Raw genomic sequence first — 19904 nt, 5'->3', positions numbered from 1 at the left:
ATGCGCCCATGGCGTCACTTGCTGGGCCTGGCCCTGTTGATCGGCAGCATGCAAGGCTGCAGCGCGGGCGTAACCGCGCCGCCCCAGCCGCAGCCGGTCAAGCAGGCTAAAACGCCCAGCCCGACTCGGGACGGCAACGTCAGCCTGCTCGCGGGCAAGCTGCGCAACGCCGGCCGAGCGCCGGTGGCGATTGTCCAGCTGGGCGACTCCCATACCGCCGCCGACCTGTTCAGCGGCGAGCTGCGGCGGTTGCTGCAGGCGCGTTACGGTGACGGTGGCATTGGCCTGGTGCCGGCCACCGCCGTGCCCGGCATCCGCCATGACCGGGTGATCATCAACAGCGAGCCGCGGCAGTGGACGCTGGTGTCGGCGCGCAACCAGCAGAGCAGTCAGTTCCCGTTGGGTGGCTATCTGTCCATCCCGCAAGCGGCGCAGCCGGTGGTCACCCTCAAGGCGCGTGATGATGACCACCAGCGCTATCGCATCTCTGCGTTGTACCAGGCTGCCAGCAACAGTACGCTGGTGGCCAATGGCACGCAGCGGCGCATGCTCCCGGCCACCGCCGGCAAGTGGCAGTTGAGCCCGGCCTTCCCCAACCTCGGCTTGCCCGTGCAGATGAGCCTGCAGGCCAGCCAGGGCGTACTGCTCGGCGGCTGGTACATCCAGGGGCAGAAGAACAGCGGGGTGACCTTGTCGACGCTGGGCATAAACGGCGCCCGCCTGGAGGTGGTCGACAAGTGGCAGCCAGGCTGGCAAGACAGCCTCAAGGCGCTGCGGCCCGACCTGGTGATTCTCGCCTACGGCACCAATGAGGCGTTTGACGACACCCTCGATCTGGCGCTGTACCAGACGCAGCTGGACACCACCCTGACCCGCTTGCGCCAGGGTATGCCGCGCAGCGCGATCCTGCTGGTCGGCCCACCCGACTCGATCAAGCAGCGCAAGGCGCGCAGCTGTGCAGCACGCCAGCCGCAGCCATTGGCCGCAGTGGTGCGGATCCAGCGCCGGCTGGCGCAGAAGCACAAGGCGTTGTTCTGGGATTGGCAGGGTTACATGGGTGGGCCGTGCTCGATTGCAACGTGGCAGGCACAGGGGCTGGCGCGGGGTGATCTGGTGCACCTGACCGCAGATGGCTATCGCAAGAGTGCGGCGGGCTTGTATCAGTTTTTGAAAGGGCCGCTAGGCTTGCGCTAGCGCCATCAAGGCTAGCGCACGGCAAACCGGATATCCGGCTCGCCTAGCGCCAGTTGCGATCAGACGGCGACGGCTTCCAGCTGGGTCAGCGCCACGCGGTACTGGGCCAGCTCCTCGATGGTCAGCATCGGCATGCTGTTTTCACGCGCATACAGGGCCACCTGCTCGCCGCGGGCCATGCTGCCATCCGGGTTCATCAGTTCGCAGAGCACGCCGGCCGGCCGCAGACCGGCCAGGCGCGCCAAGTCGACCGTGCCTTCGGTGTGACCACGGCGGGTCAGCACGCCGCCGTTGCGCGCACGCAGCGGGAACACATGGCCCGGGCTGACGATATGACGCTGCTCGGCGCTCGAGCTCAGCGCCGCCTGAATGGTGGTGATCCGATCATGCGCAGAGACACCCGTGGTGATGCCCTCGGCCGCTTCGATGGTGACGGTGAAGCCGGTGCCATGGCGGGCCTGGTTGTTCTTCACCATCGGCGCCAGCTCGAGCGCGTCGACCGTGGCTTCGTCCAGGCACAGGCAGACGATACCGCTGCAATCGCGGATCATCATGGCCATGGTTTGCAGCGAGATGTTTTCGGCGGCGGCAATGATGTCCGCTTCGTCCTCGCGGTCATTGTCGTCGAGCAACAGGACCGGTCGGCCAGCCTGGAATGCAGCCAGTGCGGCGGCAACATTGGGGAATTGCTGTTGGTGCTTGGGTAACATGAAACGCTCCTCGTGAAAAATCGATGAACGTCTCGGGGCGAACAAAACGCGCGCGCAGGGGGACCTGATGGCCCCTGCCAAACGCCTTCTTTCATCCGGACTATGACCGTCGGCCCTGGAATCTCACCAGATCTGCTGTCCCCCGACCGGGTCGGGGCGCTCGCGGGCTCATCTTTCGATTTACCGCCGGTGGGGACTTGCACCCCGCCCTGAAGACCGGCTCAGCATACAGCACCGAGGCACCGGGCTGGCAAGCGCTGGTCTGCGACTTTCGGCGCAGACGGCAACTGCACCCGGGCGCAGGCGTTAGTTCGACTGGGTTTCCAGCAGGTGGGTGAGCGATGCCGGCAACATGGCGCCGTGGCCAAGGCCATCGAAGCGTTGGTAGGTCACCTGCAGGCCGTTGAGCTGACCGAGTTCGGCCGCCAGCTCGCGCATTGGCCGCTCGGCGTCCACCTGCTGCGGCGCCCGTGGGCTAGCGGGTTCGGCGCTGCCGCGCATCAGCAACAGAGTCGGTCGGGCCTGACCCAGGCGCTGCTGTAAGCCTTGTGCCTCGCGCACAATCGCGCCGTCGTGCCACCACAGCGAAGGGCTCGCGGCTGCATAGTGGCTGAACTCGCCTGGGCGGGTGAACAGTGCATGCAGGACTGCCAGGCCGCCATAGGAGTGGCCCCACAGCGTCTGCCGGTTGGCATCGATCGGCGCTACGCTGGCGACCAGCGGACGCATGCGCTGGCTGAGCAGGTCCAGAAACGCGTCAACGCCCCCGCTGGGCAGACCTGTCAGCGGGTCTAGCTGTTCGGCCTGACTTGCAACGGTAGGCGTGTAATCGAAGCTGCGCGCGTTTCGGTCAATGCGTTGCTCTCCCTGATAACCCACGGCGACCAGCAGTGGGGCTTGCCCATTGGCGAGCTTCTCCAACAGCCCCGGTTGCAGCACAGCCATCGCTGCATTGCCGTCGAGCATCCACAGCGCCGGGTAGCCGGCAGCCGGGGCCGGGCTGTTGGGTTGGCCGACCCACAATTGGTAATGGCGCTTGCCATCGTCGGAGTCCAGCTTGAAGGTGCTGAAGCGATAGGCCTGACTGTCGTTTTGCAGCCGGCTCGAATCGACCGCCTGCTCGCGCGCAGGTGGCGCTGCAAGCGTATGGCCAACGACGACGGGGCCGAACAGAAGGGTAATCAGCAGCGGGACGATTTTCATCATGGGCTACCTGCAAGGGATCGGCGGAATCGCGGGCATTAAAAAGCCGGCTTGTGGCCGGCTTCTCGGGGACGATCTTGGCTCATTTTTGGTAAGCCGCAACCGCCTTAAACGGTATGACCTCAAGGGCCATGAAAAAGAAGGCAGACGGCTGTGTCAGGCGTCGCCGAGCCCTCTGCAACGCGGCCTGGGCCGGTGTGGGGCGTAATGTGGGCCGAAGCATACTAGGGCTGGCAGCCGATGCCCAGCAAAAAATGGCACGAGGTATTTCAGGCGCTGGCCCGTTGGTTGAAATATGACCAGTGGAATACCCAGCCGATGATTTCCAGCCCTTGCTCCTGGCGTTGCTCGGCGGTGTAGCGCTCGACCGCGTAGTTACGCTGGTCATGGCTGTGCAGGCATAGGGTGTCGTCGTGCTCGAGGCTGAGACTGTGCACCTTGAGCTGGCCGTTGTGCAGCAGGGCGTAGGTCTGGCCGTCGACTACATGCGTGCTGCCGCGGTCGATGGCAATGATCGCGTCCCGCGGGATCATCGGCGCCATGTTGCCGGCGGGCATGAGCATGCAGATCGCTCGCTGAGGAAACACGCCGAGGGTTTCCAGGGATTGTGCCGGCAGGGTCAGGTGGCCCTGCATGTCAGGTGACAGCTGGTTGCCGTGCAGCCGGTAGAGGGAGATCCGCAGCAGCCGGCCGTCGAGGTCGAGCAGCGAGGTGGGTTGGTTCAATGCCTGCGTGCAGGCACCACTCTGGCGCAGGATGGCGCTGTGGTATTTGGGCCCTACGCCGTTCATCAGCCAGCGCCGGTGCACGCAGAACAGATCGGCCATTTCGTCCATGCGTGCCAGAGGCACACCGCGTTTGAACCAATTGTTGACGTGCTGGGGGGTAACGCAACGCTGGGCGGCGAAATCGGAAGGGGTCAGGTCGCATTCTTGCAGGAGTGCCTTGAGGCGGTCGCCGGATGTTGTCATGGGCGAAGTTTAGCGGGGGCAGAGCGGCAGGAAAATGAACTGAGGGTTTGATTTTGTTGTAGGAAAATTGGGGGTTTGTAGGACGTTTCCTAGGACTTGGGTGGTGCAGGTGGGCAGTGAGTTTGTTGTGGGATAGGCGATTCAGGTTATTTATGCGTCGCCTGGATTGGGGCTGCTCTGCGGCCCTTTCGCGACACAAGGCCGCTCCTACAGAGATCGTGGATATACGCGGTCCCGTAGGAGCGGCCTTGTGTCGCGAAAGGGCCGCAAAGCGGCCCCAATACACGGTCTGAACGGCAGCGCGCTCAGACTTGTTCGGCTCAGCCCTTGTAGGCAGCAACCGATTTGGTGATCGCTTCACGGGCGGCATCGGCGCCGGCCCAGCCTTCGATCTTGACCCATTTGCCCTTCTCGAGATCTTTGTAGTTCGCGAAGAAGTGCTCGATCTGCTGGATCAGCAGCGCTGGCAGGTCGGTGTACTCTTTGACGTCGACGTACAGCTGCGACAGCTTGTCGTGCGGGACAGCGATGACCTTGGCGTCGCCGCCGCCATCGTCGGTCATGTTCAGCACGCCGACCGGACGGGCGCGGATGACCGAGCCAGGCGCTACCGGGTACGGCGTCACGACCAGCACGTCAAGCGGATCACCGTCGTCGGCCAGGGTGTTGGGGATGAAGCCGTAGTTGGCCGGGTAGAACATCGGGGTGGCCATGAAACGGTCAACGAACAGGGTGTCGCTGTCCTTGTCGATCTCGTATTTGATCGGGGCGTGGTTAGCCGGGATTTCGATGGCGACGTAGATGTCGTTCGGCAGGTCTTTGCCAGCCGGAATCTTGCTGTAGCTCATTGGGCAGGGCCCCCGTGTCTGTTCAGAAAATTGGCGGCGATTATAGGCATATTCCGCCAGTGCACGCCACGCCCTGCCTGATGTGCGGCCAGCTCAGGGCTGACTGGCGCAATACTGCGGATCTTCGGCCTGCAGCCGGGTCAGCCGGGCCAGCGGGTCCTGCCGGTAGAACTGGACCAATTGCTGATAGACCTGCGGATACGCCTGTTGTAGCAGGTCAGGCCCACTAAAGAAGTATTCGCTGGTCACGGCGAAGAACTCTGCAGGATTCTCCGCGGCATACGGGTCAATGGCTGTCTCTGCATCCGGGTTGGCATCAAGCTGGCGGTTGAGGTCGTCGTAGGCGCTCTGCATTGCAGCCGACCAGTCGCCGACGTGCATGCCGTGGTGCAGCGGCGGCAGGCCATTGGCATCGCCATTGAGCATGTCGAGCTTGTGCGCCAGCTCGTGGATCACCAGGTTGTAGGCCTCCCAGCCGCCACCGGCGAGTACCCCGTCCATTGCCAGAATGACCGGTCCCTGTTGCCAGGCTTCGCCGCTATGCTCGCCGTCATAGACGTGCTCGACGCCGCTGGCATCGCGGTGGCGCTGGGGGCTTTTGAAGTCATCAGGGTAGAGGATGATCTCGTGAAAACCCTGGTACCAGTCAAGGTCACCCAGGTGCAGCAACGGCAGTTGCGCCTGGGCGGCGAGCAGCAGGCGCTGCTCGTCATCCAGTTCGACCCCGGGCAGGCAGGTCAGGTGTTTGGCATGCAAAAACAGCACGCAGGCCTCACGCAGCCAGCGATCTTCCTCGGCGGTTATGCCATCGAGCACCGGCAGGCGCTGGCGCACGGCCTGCCACAATGGCGCAGCGATCGGGTAGCGCGCCAGGGTGCGCCGGCGCCGCCAGGCGCGTAACGACCACATGTGCCGATCAGTGCGCCTTGGCCGCGCGACCGAAGCGGCCACGCAGCAGGCCGAGCAGCATAGGCACCAGCGACAGGACGATGATCACCACCACCATCAGCGACAGATGCTGCTTGATGAACGGCACGTTACCGAAGAAGTAGCCAAGGGTGACCAGACCGCCGACCCAGAGCAGCGAACCGACCACACTGAAGGTCAGGAAGCGCGGGTAGTGCATGTGCGCGATGCCAGCGACAAACGGCGCAAAGGTGCGCAGGATCGGCAGGAAGCGCGCCAGGGTCACGGTCTTGCCGCCATGCTTGTCGTAGAAGTCATGGGTCCGCTGCAGGTAGTCGCGGCGGAAGATCTTCGAGTTGGGCTTGTTGAACAAGCGCTCGCCGGCCGTGCGGCCGATCACGTAGTTGGTGCTGTCACCGAGGATCGCTGCGGCCATCAACAGGCCGGCCAGCAGCACAGGGTCCATGCCACCACCGGCCGCCACTGCACCGGCAATGAACAGCAGCGAGTCGCCCGGCAGGAATGGCATCACCACCAGCCCGGTTTCGCAGAAGATCACCGCGAAGAGAATGGCGTAGATCCACGGGCCGTAGTTGTTCACCAGCAGATCAAGGTAGGCATCGAGATGCAGGATAAGGTCAAGCGGGTTGAAATCCATGTACAGCACCTGTGTTCTTGACCCGCGACAACGGGCGCGCAAAGACGGAAATCGGCTACGCATGTGTGGCAATGGGTAAAATTTCACACATGTAAGAAGGGGATTATACGGACAAGCTCGGATCGTGCCCGTGGAGATTGTAGCGGCGGATTACCGGCCGGCGGCAAACGTGGCGGCGCTGGGGTCTGCAGCAGCGGCTGCACGCCGCTGCCACAGCGCGATCAATCCGAGTTGATCGGCAGGGTGTAGTTCTTGAACTCGGTGTCCTCTCGAAAGCCCATCGACTCGTAGGTTTTCATGGCGACCTGATTGTCGGTGCTGGTCGATACGCGCATGCGCACGGCGTTGGTCTCCTTGGCCATCTTCTTTGCTTCACGCATCAGGTGGTCGGCCACCAGCATGCGCCGGGCGTCTTCGGCGACATAGATGTCATTGAGGATCCACACCCGTTTCAGCGACAGCGACGAGAAGCTTGGATACAGCTGGCAGAAGCCCAGCAGCTTGCTGTCGTCGACATCGTCATCGGCGAAGGCCAGATAGATCACCGACTCCTCCAGGCGCAGGCGCTTTTCGAGAAAGCTGCGTGAGCTGTCCGGGTAGGGCAGTTGCCCGTAGTACTCGCGGTATTTGACGAACAATGGGTTGAGCAGGTCGAGATGTGCCAGGGTTGCCTTGATGATGCGCATGTACGGCCCTCAGAGTCCATTTAGGCAAACGACAGATTGCCGACAACGTTCGCGCCCATGCTGCCCCAAAGCAGGCGCGAAGCGCAATCCAGCCGCCATCGGTGATAACTACTGTTCGCCGAGTAAAAAGTTACCGCGTTTTGCGCCGGGTTCTGACGAGTCGAGGCTCAGTACCTCGGCTTCGTCCTTGAGGTTCACGCCCGACAGCTGGCGCCGACACGCCTCGCGCATCAGATACAGCAGGCGATGCGCGGCCATGCCGTAGCTCAACCCCTCTAAACGCACGTTGGAGATGCAGTTGCGATAAGCATCGGTCAGGCCGACCTTGGGCGCGAAGGTGAAGTACAGGCCCAGGCTGTCGGGCGAGCTCAGCCCCGGCCGTTCGCCGATCAGCATCACGGTCATGCGGGCACCGAGCAGTTGGCCGACCTCGTCGGCGACCGCGACGCGGCCTTGTTCGACCAGCACCACCGGCGCGCTGGTCCAGCCATCGGCCGCGGCCTGCTCTTCAAAGCGGCTGAGAAACGGCAGGGTGTGCCGATGCACCGCCAGTGCAGAAAGGCCATCGGCCACGACGATAGCCAGATCGACCCCGCCGGGGTTGGCCTTGACGTGCTCGCGCAGTTGTTCGACCGAGGCTTCATTCAACCGTCGACCCAGGTCAGGCCGCTGCAGGTACTGGTCGCGATCACTGGCGGCGCTGTGCAGCAGCAGGCTGTCGCGGCCGCGGTCGCTGAGCTGACTGCGCAGCCCAGCGTGGTCGAACGGCAGGTGCACGGCATCGCGGGCCTGGGCGTGGGCGAACTGAAAGTCCAGTTGGGCGCTGGTCGGCAGGCTGATGCCGCTGCGGCCCAGGGCAATCCGTGCTGGAGTCAGGCTGCGCAGGGCCAGCCAGGGGTTGTCGGTGGTTGGTGTGTGCTGATCCATGGTCATCCCTATGCGAGCTGCGCCAAGGCCTGGCGGAAAGCGGGCGGCAGGTTGTCGCCAAAGCGAATGCGGCCATCGGCCTGGGTGAAGATACCGGTGCGCTCCAGCCAGGCTTCGAATTCCGGCCCGGGCTTGAGGCCAAGAGTCTGGCGCGCGTACAGAGCGTCGTGGAACGAGGTGGTCTGGTAGTTGAGCATGATGTCGTCGGAGCCGGGGATGCCCATGATGAAGTTGATCCCGGCTACACCCAGCAGGGTCAGCAGGGTGTCCATGTCGTCCTGATCGGCTTCGGCGTGGTTGGTATAGCAAATATCGCAGCCCATCGGCACACCGAGCAGCTTGCCGCAGAAGTGGTCTTCGAGGCCGGCACGGATGATCTGCTTGCCGTTGTACAGATACTCCGGGCCGATGAAACCGACCACGGTATTGACCAGAAACGGCTTGAAGTGGCGCGCCACGGCGTAGGCGCGGGTTTCGCAGGTCTGCTGGTCGACGCCATGGTGGGCGTTGGCCGACAGCGCGCTGCCCTGGCCGGTCTCGAAGTACATCAGGTTCTGCCCGACGGTACCGCGCTTGAGCGACAGGCCGGCTTCATAGCCTTCCTGCAAGACATTCAGGTTGATGCCAAAGCTGGCGTTGGCCGCTTCGCTGCCAGCGATCGACTGGAACACCAGGTCCAGCGGCACGCCGCGGTTGATGGCCTCGATCGAGGTGGTGACGTGGGTCAGCACGCAGGCCTGGGTCGGGATCTGGTAACGCTGGATGATCGCATCGAGCATTTCCAGCATGGCGCAAATCGACGAGATGCTGTCGGTGGCCGGGTTGATGCCGATCATTGCATCGCCGTTGCCGTACAGCAGGCCGTCGAGAATGCTCGCGGCGATTCCGGCTGGCTCATCGGTCGGATGGTTGGGTTGCAGGCGGGTCGACAGGCGCCCGCGCAGGCCCATGGTGCCGCGAAACTGGGTGACTACGCGGATCTTCTGCGCGACCAGGATCAGGTCCTGCACGCGCATGATCTTCGACACCGCTGCGGCCATTTCCGGGGTCAGGCCAGGGGCGAGGGCGCGCAGGCTGTCTTCGTTGGCCTGCTCGCCGAGCAGCCAGTCGCGCAGGCCGCCAACGGTCAGGTGGCTGACCGGGGCGAAGGCCTCAGCGTCGTGGCTGTCGATGATCAGGCGGGTGACTTCGTCCTCTTCGTAGGGGATCAGCGCTTCGCTTAAAAAATGCGTGAGGGGGATGTTGGCCAGGGCCATCTGCGCGGCGACGCGCTCGCCGTCATTTTCGGCGGCGACCCCGGCGAGGAAGTCACCGGAGCGGGCCGGGCTGGCCTTGGCCATGACTTCCTTGAGGCTGTCGAAGCGGTAGACCAGGTTGCCTACCGTGTGTACGAAACTTGCCATACAGACTCTCCAGAGCGCCGCAGGCAGAGCCTGCGGCGCGTAGCGGCAATCAGTGCAAGGCCTCTTCGGCCTGCTGGATCGCAGCGAACTCTTCTTCCGGTGTGCCCGCTACCAGATGGTGACGGCTGTAGAACGCAAAGTAGGCAATCAATACTGCATAGATCACCGCAGCGCCAATTACCACTCGCGGATCGACCAGGAACCCGGCGATCACCGCCACGCAGGCCAGCACCAGTGCCACGCCTGAAGTGAAGATGCCGCCTGGGGTGCGATACGGGCGGTCCATTTTCGGCCGGCGGATACGCAGGGTGATGTGCGCCGCCATCATCAATACATACGACAGCGTCGCGCCGAAAACCGCGACCAGAATCAGCAAATCACCTTGACCGGTCAGCGACAGCGCGAAGCCGATGATGCCCGGGATGATCAGGGCCAGCACCGGCGCCTTGCTCTTGTTGGTCTGCGACAGCTTGCGCGGCAGGTAGCCGGCGCGCGACAGGGCGAAGATCTGCCGCGAGTAGGCATAGATGATGGAGAAGAAGCTGGCGATCAGACCGGCCAGGCCGACCAGGTTGACGAAGCCGCCCATCCAGGTCGAACCGCCGTAGGCTTTCGACAGAGCCTCGACCAACGGGTTACCCGAGGCTTTCAGCGCTTCCGAGCCTGCACCGCCCGGGCCGATCACCAGGATCAACAGGGCAAACGCCAGCAGCACCAGCATCGCGCCGATCAGGCCACGCGGCAGGTCTCGTTTCGGGTTCTTGGTTTCTTCGGCAGCCAGCGGCACGCCTTCGACCGCGAGGAAGAACCAGATCGCATAGGGAATTGCCGCCCACACGCCGAGATAACCAAACGGCAGGAAGCTGCTGGCGCCGGCGGCATTGGTTGGAGCGATGTCAAACAGGTTGGCTGCATCAAAATGGGGCACCATACCGAGCAGGAACACCACCAGAGCAATCGCTGCCACCGCCGTGATGATGAACATCAGCTTCAACGCTTCGCCGACACCAAAGATGTGGATGCCGATGAAGATGATGTAGAAGGCCAGGTAGATCATCCAGCCGCCAATGCCGAACAGCGACTCGCAGTAGGCGCCGATGAACACCGCAATCGCTGCGGGTGCAATGGCGTACTCGATCAGGATCGCGGTGCCGGTGAGAAAACCGCCCCATGGGCCGAACGCACTGCGAGCAAAGCCGTAGCCACCGCCGGCGGTAGGGATCATCGAAGACAGCTCGGCCAGCGAGAAGCACATGCACAGGTACATCGTCGCCATCAGCAAGGTGGCGAGGAACATGCCGCCCCAGCCGCCTTGGGCCAGGCCGAAGTTCCAGCCGGCGTAGTCACCGGAGATCACATAGGCGACCCCGAGACCGACCAGCAGGACCCAGCCGGCGGCGCCTTTTTTCAGTTCGCGTTGCTGGAAATAGTCGGAGCCGACCTTTTCGAAATCGACGGAAGAAGTAGCCGGCGTACCGGCGGGATGATCGCTTGGCATTGGATTCACCAGTTATTTTTTTTGGGGGCCGAAGGGAGTGCGGCCACTTGGTGATTTGTCTTGCATGAAGCGCGCCAGAGGGGTTTCTGAGCTGGCGCTTTAGCTCGTCTTCGCTTGATTTGGGGCTGCTTCGCAGCCCTTTCGCGACACAAGGCCGCTCCTACAGGGGGGACGCGGTCTCTGTAGGAGCGGCCTTGTGTCGCGATAGGGCCGCAGAGCGGCCCCCGGCGCCCTAGAAGAAGCCCAACGGATTAATGTCGTAGCTCACCAGCAAATTCTTGGTCTGCTGATAATGATCGAGCATCATCTTGTGCGTCTCGCGGCCAACCCCGGACTTCTTGTAGCCACCAAATGCGGCATGCGCCGGATACAGGTGATAGCAGTTGGTCCACACCCGACCGGCCTTGATCCCGCGGCCCATGCGGTAGGCGCGGTTGATGTCGCGGGTCCAGACCCCGGCGCCGAGGCCGAACTCGGTGTCGTTGGCAATCGCCAGCGCTTCAGCTTCGTCCTTGAAGGTGGTGACGCTGACCACCGGGCCAAAGATCTCCTCCTGGAACACGCGCATCTTGTTGTTGCCCTTGAGCAGGGTCGGCTGGATGTAATAGCCGGTGGCCAGGGCGCCTTCGAGTTTTTCCACCTTGCCGCCGCTGAGCAGCTCGGCGCCTTCGGCCTGGGCAATGTCCAGGTAGGAGAGGATCTTCTCGAACTGCTGCTGCGAGGCCTGGGCGCCGATCATAGTCTCGGTGTCCAGCGGGTCGCCACGCTTGATCTGCTTGACCTTGTTCAGCACCGCTTCCATGAACTGCGGATAAATGGATTCCTGCACCAGCGCTCGCGATGGGCAGGTGCACACTTCGCCCTGGTTGAAGAAGGCCAGGACCATGCCCTCGGCGGCCTTGTCGATAAAGCTCGGCTCGGCCTGCATGACGTCTTCGAAGTAGATGTTCGGCGACTTGCCGCCCAGCTCAACGGTGGACGGGATGATGTTCTCGGCAGCGCACTTCATGATGTGCGAGCCCACTGGAGTAGAGCCGGTGAAGGCGATCTTGGCAATGCGTTTGCTGGTCGCCAGCGCCTCGCCGGCCTCACGGCCATAGCCCTGCACCACGTTGAGCACGCCTGGCGGCAGCAGGTCGCCGATCAGTTCGACCAGTACGGTGATGCCCAGCGGGGTTTGCTCGGCGGGCTTGAGCACCACGCAGTTGCCGGCAGCCAGGGCCGGGGCGAGCTTCCACGCGGCCATCAGGATCGGGAAGTTCCACGGAATGATTTGGCCGACCACCCCCAGCGGTTCGTGGATGTGATAAGCCACGGTGTGTTCGTTGATTTCGGCAGCGCCGCCTTCCTGGGCGCGGATGCAGCCTGCGAAGTAGCGGAAGTGATCGACCGCCAGCGGGATGTCGGCGTTGAGGGTCTCGCGGACCGGCTTGCCGTTGTCCCAGGTTTCGGTGATGGCCAGCAGCTCGAGGTTCTGCTCGATGCGGTCGGCAATCTTCAGCAGCACGTTGGAGCGATCCTGCACCGAGGTGCGGCCCCAGGCATCGGCAGCAGCGTGGGCGGCGTCCAGCGCCTTGTCGATGTCTTCAGCAGTCGAGCGCGGGAATTCAGCGATCAGCTTGCCGTTTACCGGCGAGGTGTTTTCGAAATATTGACCTTTGACCGGAGCTACGAACTCGCCACCGATGAAGTTGCCGTACTGACGCTTGAAGTTGACCTTGGCGCCGTCGGTACCGGGATGTGCGTAACGCATGGTGTCTCTCCTGGTTAGTTATGTTTGTTAGGGAGTTATCAAGCGTAGAGCAAAGGTCGGGCCAGCGCCTGCCGGGCCTTGTAGATCAAGGGCTTGCCTCAGTGTCGGGGGCGCAATGGCCAGCCGCTGTGCCAGCGCTGGCACGCGCCGGGTGACACTTTGTACCGTTGCCGGTACAGCCTGTACCGGCCACGCCAGCGCACCATTGCAAAGGCTTCCCGGGTGGAGGATGCTGGCCACAGACTGTATCTGCGGAGTCCAACAACAAATGCAGAACACCACGTTCAGCCAGCATGCCCAACAGGTCCTGACCGCCGCCCGCGGCGAAGGCAACGGCCCGGGCAGCGACCCCTCCATTGCCCGCTCGTGGCTGCGTTGCCTGGAGGACTACCACCTTGATCCTGCGCGCAGCCAGGCGCCGGTGGTGCTTGAGCACGGGCGCCTGCTGGAGACCCGCGAGCGCCTGCGCCAGGTGCTGCACATTGCCGACGGCGAGATGAACAGCCTGCACCAGCAGCTTTCCGGCGCTGGCCATGCGGTGCTGCTCACCGATGCCCATGGGGTGATCCTCAACTGCGTCACGGCGCCCACCGAGCGGCGTATCTTCGAGCGAGCCGGGCTGTGGCTGGGGGCGGACTGGAGCGAAGCCAGCGAGGGCACCAACGGCATCGGCACCTGCCTGGTCGAGCGCCAGGCGCTGACCATTCATCAGAATGAACACTTTCGTGGCCGCCACACCGGCCTGACCTGCTCGGCCAGCCCGGTGTTCGACCCGCACGGCGAACTGCTGGCGGTGCTCGACGTGTCCTCGGCGCGGGCCGACGTGTCGCGTCAGAGCCAGTTCCACACCATGGCGCTGGTCAACCTGTCGGCGAAGATGATCGAGAGTTGTTACTTCCTGCGCCACTACCAGCACCAATGGCTGCTGCGTTTTCATCTGCAGGCCGAGTCGGTCGGGCTGTTCAGTGAAGGCCTGCTCGCCTTTGACGGTGATGGCCGGATCAGCGCGGCCAACCAGAGCGCGCTGAACCTGCTGGGCAGCATTCGCAGTGGCGTGCTGGGCAAGCCGATCGACATGTTCTTTGCCTGCAACCTTGACGAGTTGCTCGGCCGTGCGACGCCGCAGGGCAGTACCGCCTGGCCGCTGCACACCCGCGATGGGCGTCAGGTGTTTGCCAGCCTGCGCGGGCAGGCACCGGTAGCGGCCTGGACCGTGCCTGCCGCGCAGCCCTTGCCGGCGCCAGCGGCGCAGATCTGCCTGCTCGACCCGGCCCTGCAAACCGACTTCGGCCGCGCCCTGCGCGTGTTCGAGCGCGATGTGCCGCTGCTGCTGCGCGGTGAAACCGGCTGCGGTAAAGAGGCCTTTGCCCACGCGGTGCACCAGGCCAGCCAGCGCCGGCACAAGCCGTTCGTGGCGATCAACTGCGCGTCGATCCCGGAGAGCCTGATCGAGAGCGAATTGTTCGGTTATCGCGGCGGCAGCTTTACCGGCGCGCGCAAGGAAGGCATGCGCGGCAAGCTGCTCCAGGCCGACGGCGGCACGTTATTGCTGGACGAAATCGGCGACATGCCGCTGGCTTTGCAGACGCGCCTGCTGCGCGTTTTGGAAGAACGCCAGGTAGTGCCCATCGGCGGCGAGGCCCAGGCCGTGGATGTGCGCATCATTAGCGCCACCCACCGCGACCTGCTCGAGCGGGTCGAGCAGGGCAGTTTCCGCGAAGACCTCTACTACCGTCTCAACGGCCTCGAAGTGCCCTTGCCAGCCGTGCGTGAGCGCAGCGACAAGGGCCAGTTGCTCGACTTCATCCTGGCTCAGGAGGCCGACGGCCAGCCGCTCGAGCTGGCGCCGGCGGCACGTGAGGCGCTGCTGGCCTTCGCCTGGCCCGGTAACGTGCGTCAGCTGCGCAACGTGCTGCGGACGCTGGTGGCGCTGTGTGACGATCGGCGTATCGGTCTGGCTGACCTGCCGGCGATCATCACCCGCACCGCCCCGGCAACGGCTAATGCCAGCACAGCCGCGCCTTTGGCCGATGCCGAGCGCGATGCGTTACTAGCCACCCTTGAACAACTGCGCTGGCACCTGACCCATGTCGCCAGCCACCTGGGCATCAGCCGCAACACTCTGTATCGAAAACTGCGCAAACACGGCATCACCCGAGTCAGTTGAAGCTGAATCAGCGGGTGCGAATTGGCGCGCCCTGGGCTACCCTGCCTCGACGTTTTGCGAGGTCGATCATGCACATTCATATTCTCGGTATTTGCGGTACTTTCATGGGCTCCCTGGCCGTGCTGGCGAAAGAGCTCGGCCATCGGGTCACCGGCTCCGATGCCAATGTCTATCCGCCGATGAGCACCCAGCTCGAAGCCCAGGGCATCGAGCTGATCCAAGGCTATGACCCGGCGCAGCTGGAGCCAGCCCCTGATCTGGTGGTGATCGGCAACGCCATGTCGCGTGGCAACCCGGCAGTCGAATATGTGCTGAACAAAGGCCTGCCGTATGTCTCCGGCCCGCAGTGGCTGGCCGACCATGTACTGCAAGGCCGCTGGGTCCTGGCTGTCGCCGGTACCCATGGCAAGACCACCACCAGCAGCATGCTCGCCTGGGTGCTGGAGCATGCCGGCATGAGCCCGGGCTTCCTCATTGGCGGCGTACCGCAGAACTTCTCGGTGTCGGCGCGTCTTGGCGACACGCCGTTCTTCGTGATCGAGGCCGACGAGTACGACAGCGCCTTCTTCGACAAACGCTCGAAGTTCGTCCATTACCACCCGCGTACCGCGATCCTCAACAACCTTGAGTTCGACCACGCCGATATCTTCCCTGACCTGGCCGCCATCGAGCGTCAGTTCCACCACTTGGTGCGGACCATCCCGAGTGAAGGGCTGGTCATTCATCCGACCACCGAGCAGGCTCTGGAGCGGGTGATCGGCATGGGCTGCTGGACCCCGGTGCAGACCACCGGTGCTGGCGGTCAGTGGCAGGCGCGCCTGCTCAGCGCCGACGGCTCGCAGTTTGAAGTGCTGTTCGAAGGCGTGGTGCAGGGCACCGTCAATTGGCCGATGACCGGCCAGCACAACGTTGCCAATGCCCTCGCGACCCTGGCTGCGGCGCGTCATGTCGGCGTCGTTCCGGCCATGGCCATCGACGGGCTGAATGCCTTCAAGAGCGTCAAACGGCGTATGGAGAAGGTCGCTGAAGTGCAGGGCGTGACCATCTACGATGACTTCGCCCATCACCCGACTGCGATTGCCACCACCCTCGATGGCTTGCGCAAGCAGGTCGGTGAGGCGCCGGTGATTGCCGTGATCGAACCTCGCTCCAATTCGATGAAGCTCGGCGCGCACCGCGACGGCCTGCCCGAGAGCGTCAACGATGCCGACCAGGTGATCTGGTATGCCCCGGCCAACCTCGGTTGGGACCTCGCTGGCACTGCCGCGCAGTGCAAGGTGCCGGCGATTGTTGCTGACAGCCTCGAGGCGATCATCGAGCGCATCAAGGGCCAGGCGCGCCCCGGTACCCATGTAGTGATCATGAGCAACGGCGGCTTTGGCGGCCTGCACGGCAAGCTGGCCGAGGCCTTGAAGTGAACGGCCCGCAGCGGATTACCCTGGCCATGACCGGCGCCTCCGGCGCGCAATATGGCCTGCGCCTGCTCGATTGCCTGGTGCGTGAAGACCGCGAGGTGCACTTTCTCATCTCGAAAGCCGCCCAGTTGGTAATGGCCACCGAGACCGATGTGCAACTGCCGCCCAAGGCGCAGGCCATGCAGACCTTCCTCACCGAATACACCGGCGCTGCCGCCGGGCAGATTCGCGTGTATGGCAAGGAAGACTGGATGTCGCCCGTGGCGTCCGGCTCCGGGGCGCCTGCGGCCATGGTCGTGGTGCCGTGCTCGACCGGGAGCTTGTCGGCGATTGCCACAGGTGCCTGCAACAACCTGATCGAGCGTGCCGCCGACGTCACCTTGAAGGAGCGCCGCCAGCTGATCCTGGTGCCGCGCGAGGCGCCGTTCTCGACCATTCACCTGGAAAACATGCTCAAACTGTCGCAGATGGGCGCGGTGATTCTGCCCGCAGCACCTGGGTTCTATCACCAGCCGCAAACCATCGATGATCTGGTCGACTTTGTTGTCGCGCGGATTCTCAACCTGCTGAACATCCCTCAGGACATGCTGCCGCGCTGGGGCGAGCATCATTATGGGGTCGACGATTGAGGCGGGCGTTGCTGGTCTTGCTGATCGCGACTTCGCTGGGCGGCTGCGCCACCGTGCGTACCCTGGATGCGAACAAGCCTGGGGCGCCGGTGGTGTACGCCGGCACCCGCCTGGATTGGTATGTGATCAACGGTGGCTGCTGCCCGGCGGATCGCTTTGGCGCGCAAGCCCCGGCTTATCCGACGCTGGACCTGCCCGGCAGCGCATTGCTCGATACCCTGTTGCTGCCGCTGTCGTTGCTGACTGCGCTGGGTGTGGGCTTCAACGCATCAGGTGGGCTGTGAGATTGCCGGGGTAGCCGCTAGTGCCGGTCAATTAAAGTCTGATTGCATATTTTGGGGCCGCGTTGCGCCCCTTCGCGGCGGTCCGGCGGTCCGGCGTCCCGGCAAGCCCGCTCCCACAGGTAATAGTGCTGAAGTTTAAATCTGCGCGATCCTGTGCGGGCTTGCCGGGACGCCGGACCGCCGCGAAGGGGCGCAGCGCGCCCCCAGCAATTGCTCAGTTTTTACCCAGTTTGCGCAGCTCGTCCGACTCGATCACGCGGATACCGTCTTCTTCCTCCAGCGCCAGCCGCCACAGTGCCCGGGCCAGAGTGCACGCCTCGATGCCGCCGTACTTGCCGGGCAGCAGCCGGGCAATCGGCGCGGCCAGGCGCTCGGCCAGGCGCGGTTCAATCCGCTCACCGAGTAACAGCGATGGTCGCACGATGGTCAGCTGCGGCCAGTCCTGTGCTTTCAGCGCCTCCTCCATTTCGCCCTTTACTCGGTTGTAGAACACCGACGACTTGGGGTCTGCACCAATGGCGCTGACCACCAGCAGATGGCGCGCACCCATTTCCCGCGCACGCTTGCTGAAGGCCACCACCATGTCCAGATCGACAGCGCGAAACGCCGACTCCGAGCCCGCCTGCTTGATGGTAGTGCCCAGGCAGCAGAAGGCGATATCAACCCGGCCGCCCAGTTGCGGCAGGAACACCGCAGGGTCGCCGACCGGGTTTTCCAGGTGTGGATGCTCTGCCAGCGGCCGGCGCGTTGGCGCCAGCACGCGGCTGATGGTGGGTTCATTGAGCAGCCGGTCAAGCAGGTGTTCACCTGTCAGGCCAGTAGCGCCGGCGATCAGGACATGCTGAGGCGTCAAATACATGATGTCTCTCCCTTGTTACACACAGCTTAGCGCTTGGCAGGTGGTTTTGCCTGCGGCGGTACGGCTGTCTGAGCTTCATTGCGCAAGGCTTCTTCGGCCTGCTGCTGGCGCAGCCGTTGCCAGTGTGCCAGTACTGCGGGCGGCGCCCACAGCTGCGGTTCAGAGGCCTCGAAACCTTCCCTACGTTCCCGTTCGGCAACGCTGGCGCGCGCCAGTTCAAACGCCTGTTTCAAATCGTCGGTCTGGTTCAGGGCTTCAGCGAACAGGGCGTCGCCGAAGTAGGTGAAGTCGGCCTCTTCCGAACAGCCGAACGATACCCGGTCCGGGCGCGCGGCGGTCATGATCAGGGTCCGCTCATCCTTCAGTGGCGGGATATAACCGCCGGAGTAGCAGGCCGAGATCACCACCACCTTGTCGCGGTCCTTGAGCGGCGCGAGGGCGCTGGCCAGCTCATCGGCGGAGAGATCGGCCAGTTGCAGGCGCGGCTGGTCGAGCACCAGCTGGTGGTCGGCGCTGCCGTGGCTGGTCAGATAGATGAAGATCAGGTCTTCCGGGCCGCTGCGCTCAGCCAGGGTGGCGGCGGCGCGGGTCAGGTTCTGGCGGGTGGCCATCGGCCGATCGGCCAGGTGATCGCGGTGGTTGACCAGGGTGATCTGGCCGCTGGCGCCAAAGCGCACCTTGAGCATGTTGCTGACATAGTCGGCTTCACGCATGAACACGCTTTGCTGGCCATCGCCGGCCAGCACCAGGCTGTACAGCTGGATCGGCGCCTTGGATGGCGGCACCTGGGCCAGCGCGTCCTTGAGCAACTTGCCCTGATTGAGCAGGGCCAGGTCGAGCGGGTCGGGCAACAGCTTGTTCTGTTCGTCGCGCACGCGCACGCCCTTGACCCAGTAGCCGCCCTCGATGCGGCCGTCGGCCTGGATCAGGCGGCCATGGCCCTGGTAGGCGTCGTCGGCAAAACCGCCGATGTACTGGCTGCCGTCCGCCAGGTGCAGGCGGCCTTGGCCCGAGAACCGCCAGTTGCGAAAGCCGCCCTTGTAGCGGCTGCCATCGCTGCCCAGCAGCTCGCCCTGACCGTCCAGCGACCCGTCGCTGAACTCACCGATCCAGACGTCGCCGTCGGCGTTTTCGAAGCGGCCGCGGCCTTGCAGGCGGTTGTCCTTGAACTCGCCGATATACTGCTCGCCATCGGCGCTGTCGTAGGTGCCGCTGCCTTGCAGTTGGCCATCGACGAAGTAGCCACTGAACTGATTGCCGCTGGCATCGCTGCGCACCCCGGCGCCGTTTGGCTGACCGTTGGCAAACAGGCCCTGGTACTGGCTGCCGTCGGTCAACTTGAGCTCGCCGGCGCCGTGGTACTGGTCGTCCTTGAACTGGCCACGGTAGACCTGATCGTTCTGCTTGAGGGTGCCTTCACCGTCGCGCCGGCCATGCTTGAAGGTACCTGAGTAATGGCTGCCGGGCGTGGTCAGCTCGCCCAGGCCCTCGAACAGGCCGCTGGCGAACTGGCCGCGGTAGACCTCGCCGTTGCTGCCATGCCATTCGCCCTGGCCATGCCACTGGCCGTTGAGGAAGGTGCCGGCGTACCAGCTGCCATTGGGGTAGTCGATGCGGCCCTCGCCCTGCAGCAGGCCATTGACCACCTGGCCACGGTAGCGGCCACCGTCAGGCAGAAGGGCATCAGGCGGCGACAGGGGTTCGCCGTCGCCACAGGCAGCAAGCAGAACGGTAAGGGCGAGGGGCAGCAGTGCACGCATGGCGGATCTCGGCGATAGATGTGCCGAGTATGC

At 63.9% G+C, this 19904-nt stretch carries 18 protein-coding genes and 1 riboswitch; of the genes, 5 read left to right on the top strand and 13 right to left on the bottom strand.

The genetic code is table 11. From position 1 onward, the window contains the following. The gene (locus ACQZ2L_RS14015; protein ID WP_430326660.1) at nt 1-1194 is read left to right on the top strand and encodes an SGNH/GDSL hydrolase family protein; all 1194 of its coding nucleotides are present in this window, start codon (nt 1-3) and stop codon (nt 1192-1194) included. A 59-nt stretch (nt 1195-1253) separates the two neighbouring features. Here ACQZ2L_RS14015 and ribB read toward each other — a convergent pair whose 3' ends face one another. The 11 genes from ribB to exaC all read right to left on the bottom strand — a co-directional run bounded on the left by ribB (nt 1254) and on the right by exaC (nt 12757). Next, on the bottom strand, nt 1254-1904 hold the full coding sequence (ribB, locus tag ACQZ2L_RS14010) for a 3,4-dihydroxy-2-butanone-4-phosphate synthase (RefSeq protein ID WP_430326659.1): 651 nt from the start codon (nt 1902-1904) through the stop codon (nt 1254-1256). A gap of 79 nt (nt 1905-1983) precedes the next feature. Then, nucleotides 1984-2125: riboswitch (FMN riboswitch) on the bottom strand. 85 nt (nt 2126-2210) lie between these two features. Next, nucleotides 2211-3107, bottom strand: coding sequence for an alpha/beta hydrolase (locus ACQZ2L_RS14005; RefSeq protein WP_430326700.1), 897 nt, complete (start codon nt 3105-3107; stop codon nt 2211-2213). Between the two features lie 269 nt (nt 3108-3376). Next, nucleotides 3377-4078, bottom strand: coding sequence for a LexA family transcriptional regulator (locus tag ACQZ2L_RS14000; protein ID WP_430326658.1), 702 nt, complete (start codon nt 4076-4078; stop codon nt 3377-3379). Nucleotides 4079-4398: 320 nt separating this feature from the next. Then, nucleotides 4399-4926: an inorganic diphosphatase gene (gene ppa / locus ACQZ2L_RS13995; protein ID WP_101322289.1), complete on the bottom strand. Its 528-nt coding sequence runs from the start codon at nt 4924-4926 to the stop codon at nt 4399-4401. A gap of 93 nt (nt 4927-5019) precedes the next feature. Next, nucleotides 5020-5835, bottom strand: a complete 816-nt coding sequence (locus ACQZ2L_RS13990; RefSeq protein ID WP_430326657.1) for a zinc-dependent peptidase — start codon at nt 5833-5835, stop codon at nt 5020-5022. A gap of 7 nt (nt 5836-5842) precedes the next feature. Then, a complete protein-coding gene (locus ACQZ2L_RS13985; protein WP_314877112.1) occupies nt 5843-6490 on the bottom strand; it encodes a DedA family protein in 648 nt (215 codons plus the stop codon). 221 nt (nt 6491-6711) lie between these two features. Then, the gene (locus tag ACQZ2L_RS13980; RefSeq protein WP_101322286.1) at nt 6712-7176 is read right to left on the bottom strand and encodes a GNAT family N-acetyltransferase; all 465 of its coding nucleotides are present in this window, start codon (nt 7174-7176) and stop codon (nt 6712-6714) included. Nucleotides 7177-7284: 108 nt separating this feature from the next. Next, on the bottom strand, nt 7285-8103 hold the full coding sequence (gene eutC, locus ACQZ2L_RS13975) for an ethanolamine ammonia-lyase subunit EutC (protein WP_430326656.1): 819 nt from the start codon (nt 8101-8103) through the stop codon (nt 7285-7287). Between the two features lie 8 nt (nt 8104-8111). Further along, nucleotides 8112-9506 carry an ethanolamine ammonia-lyase subunit EutB gene (locus ACQZ2L_RS13970; protein ID WP_314877115.1) on the bottom strand — a complete coding sequence of 465 codons (1395 nt, stop codon included), beginning with the start codon at nt 9504-9506 and terminating at the stop codon, nt 8112-8114. Between the two features lie 49 nt (nt 9507-9555). Beyond that, complete coding sequence (eat, locus tag ACQZ2L_RS13965) at nt 9556-11004, bottom strand: ethanolamine permease (RefSeq protein ID WP_430326655.1); 1449 nt, start codon at nt 11002-11004, stop codon at nt 9556-9558. 232 nt (nt 11005-11236) lie between these two features. Further along, complete coding sequence (gene exaC, locus ACQZ2L_RS13960) at nt 11237-12757, bottom strand: acetaldehyde dehydrogenase ExaC (protein WP_430326654.1); 1521 nt, start codon at nt 12755-12757, stop codon at nt 11237-11239. A gap of 268 nt (nt 12758-13025) precedes the next feature. On the opposite strand from exaC, the gene ACQZ2L_RS13955 reads away from it, so the two are divergent. From ACQZ2L_RS13955 to ACQZ2L_RS13940, 4 genes are all read left to right on the top strand, one after another. Beyond that, nucleotides 13026-14924 carry a sigma-54-dependent Fis family transcriptional regulator gene (locus tag ACQZ2L_RS13955; protein WP_430326653.1) on the top strand — a complete coding sequence of 633 codons (1899 nt, stop codon included), beginning with the start codon at nt 13026-13028 and terminating at the stop codon, nt 14922-14924. A 68-nt stretch (nt 14925-14992) separates the two neighbouring features. After that, nucleotides 14993-16342 carry a UDP-N-acetylmuramate:L-alanyl-gamma-D-glutamyl-meso-diaminopimelate ligase gene (mpl, locus tag ACQZ2L_RS13950; protein ID WP_430326652.1) on the top strand — a complete coding sequence of 450 codons (1350 nt, stop codon included), beginning with the start codon at nt 14993-14995 and terminating at the stop codon, nt 16340-16342. Beyond that, the gene (gene ubiX / locus ACQZ2L_RS13945; protein WP_101322280.1) at nt 16339-16968 is read left to right on the top strand and encodes a flavin prenyltransferase UbiX; all 630 of its coding nucleotides are present in this window, start codon (nt 16339-16341) and stop codon (nt 16966-16968) included. The genes mpl and ubiX overlap by 4 nt, the downstream gene beginning before the upstream one ends. Beyond that, nucleotides 16965-17252 carry a YceK/YidQ family lipoprotein gene (locus ACQZ2L_RS13940; protein ID WP_430326651.1) on the top strand — a complete coding sequence of 96 codons (288 nt, stop codon included), beginning with the start codon at nt 16965-16967 and terminating at the stop codon, nt 17250-17252. Before ubiX ends, ACQZ2L_RS13940 begins: the two co-directional genes overlap by 4 nt. Nucleotides 17253-17466: 214 nt before the next feature. On the opposite strand, the gene ACQZ2L_RS13935 is transcribed toward ACQZ2L_RS13940, so the two are convergent. Together ACQZ2L_RS13935 and ACQZ2L_RS13930 are read right to left on the bottom strand one after the other, a co-directional pair. Further along, nucleotides 17467-18111 carry an oxidoreductase gene (locus ACQZ2L_RS13935; RefSeq protein ID WP_101322278.1) on the bottom strand — a complete coding sequence of 215 codons (645 nt, stop codon included), beginning with the start codon at nt 18109-18111 and terminating at the stop codon, nt 17467-17469. 26 nt (nt 18112-18137) lie between these two features. Continuing rightward, nucleotides 18138-19871, bottom strand: coding sequence for a C13 family peptidase (locus ACQZ2L_RS13930; RefSeq protein ID WP_430326650.1), 1734 nt, complete (start codon nt 19869-19871; stop codon nt 18138-18140). Nucleotides 19872-19904 lie beyond the last annotated feature (33 nt).

This window comes from Pseudomonas shirazensis (assembly GCF_050496565.1).
GTDB lineage: Bacteria > Pseudomonadota > Gammaproteobacteria > Pseudomonadales > Pseudomonadaceae > Aquipseudomonas > Aquipseudomonas shirazensis_A.
The sequence above is the reverse complement of the archived record's forward strand: the minus strand, read 5'-3'. Positions and strand labels throughout refer to the sequence as shown.

Bases quoted from the DNA above. Each gene is read 5' to 3' on its own strand.
- ACQZ2L_RS14015 (WP_430326660.1), top strand. From the start codon at position 1: ATGCGCCCATGGCGTCACTTGCTGGGCCTGGCCCTGTTGATCGGCAGC.
- ribB (WP_430326659.1), bottom strand. From the start codon at position 1,904: ATGTTACCCAAGCACCAACAGCAATTCCCCAATGTTGCCGCCGCACTG.
- ACQZ2L_RS14005 (WP_430326700.1), bottom strand. From the start codon at position 3,107: ATGAAAATCGTCCCGCTGCTGATTACCCTTCTGTTCGGCCCCGTCGTC.
- ACQZ2L_RS14000 (WP_430326658.1), bottom strand. From the start codon at position 4,078: ATGACAACATCCGGCGACCGCCTCAAGGCACTCCTGCAAGAATGCGAC.
- ppa (WP_101322289.1), bottom strand. From the start codon at position 4,926: ATGAGCTACAGCAAGATTCCGGCTGGCAAAGACCTGCCGAACGACATC.
- ACQZ2L_RS13990 (WP_430326657.1), bottom strand. From the start codon at position 5,835: ATGTGGTCGTTACGCGCCTGGCGGCGCCGGCGCACCCTGGCGCGCTAC.
- ACQZ2L_RS13985 (WP_314877112.1), bottom strand. From the start codon at position 6,490: ATGGATTTCAACCCGCTTGACCTTATCCTGCATCTCGATGCCTACCTT.
- ACQZ2L_RS13980 (WP_101322286.1), bottom strand. From the start codon at position 7,176: ATGCGCATCATCAAGGCAACCCTGGCACATCTCGACCTGCTCAACCCA.
- eutC (WP_430326656.1), bottom strand. From the start codon at position 8,103: ATGGATCAGCACACACCAACCACCGACAACCCCTGGCTGGCCCTGCGC.
- ACQZ2L_RS13970 (WP_314877115.1), bottom strand. From the start codon at position 9,506: ATGGCAAGTTTCGTACACACGGTAGGCAACCTGGTCTACCGCTTCGAC.
- eat (WP_430326655.1), bottom strand. From the start codon at position 11,004: ATGCCAAGCGATCATCCCGCCGGTACGCCGGCTACTTCTTCCGTCGAT.
- exaC (WP_430326654.1), bottom strand. From the start codon at position 12,757: ATGCGTTACGCACATCCCGGTACCGACGGCGCCAAGGTCAACTTCAAG.
- ACQZ2L_RS13955 (WP_430326653.1), top strand. From the start codon at position 13,026: ATGCAGAACACCACGTTCAGCCAGCATGCCCAACAGGTCCTGACCGCC.
- mpl (WP_430326652.1), top strand. From the start codon at position 14,993: ATGCACATTCATATTCTCGGTATTTGCGGTACTTTCATGGGCTCCCTG.
- ACQZ2L_RS13935 (WP_101322278.1), bottom strand. From the start codon at position 18,111: ATGTATTTGACGCCTCAGCATGTCCTGATCGCCGGCGCTACTGGCCTG.
- ACQZ2L_RS13930 (WP_430326650.1), bottom strand. From the start codon at position 19,871: ATGCGTGCACTGCTGCCCCTCGCCCTTACCGTTCTGCTTGCTGCCTGT.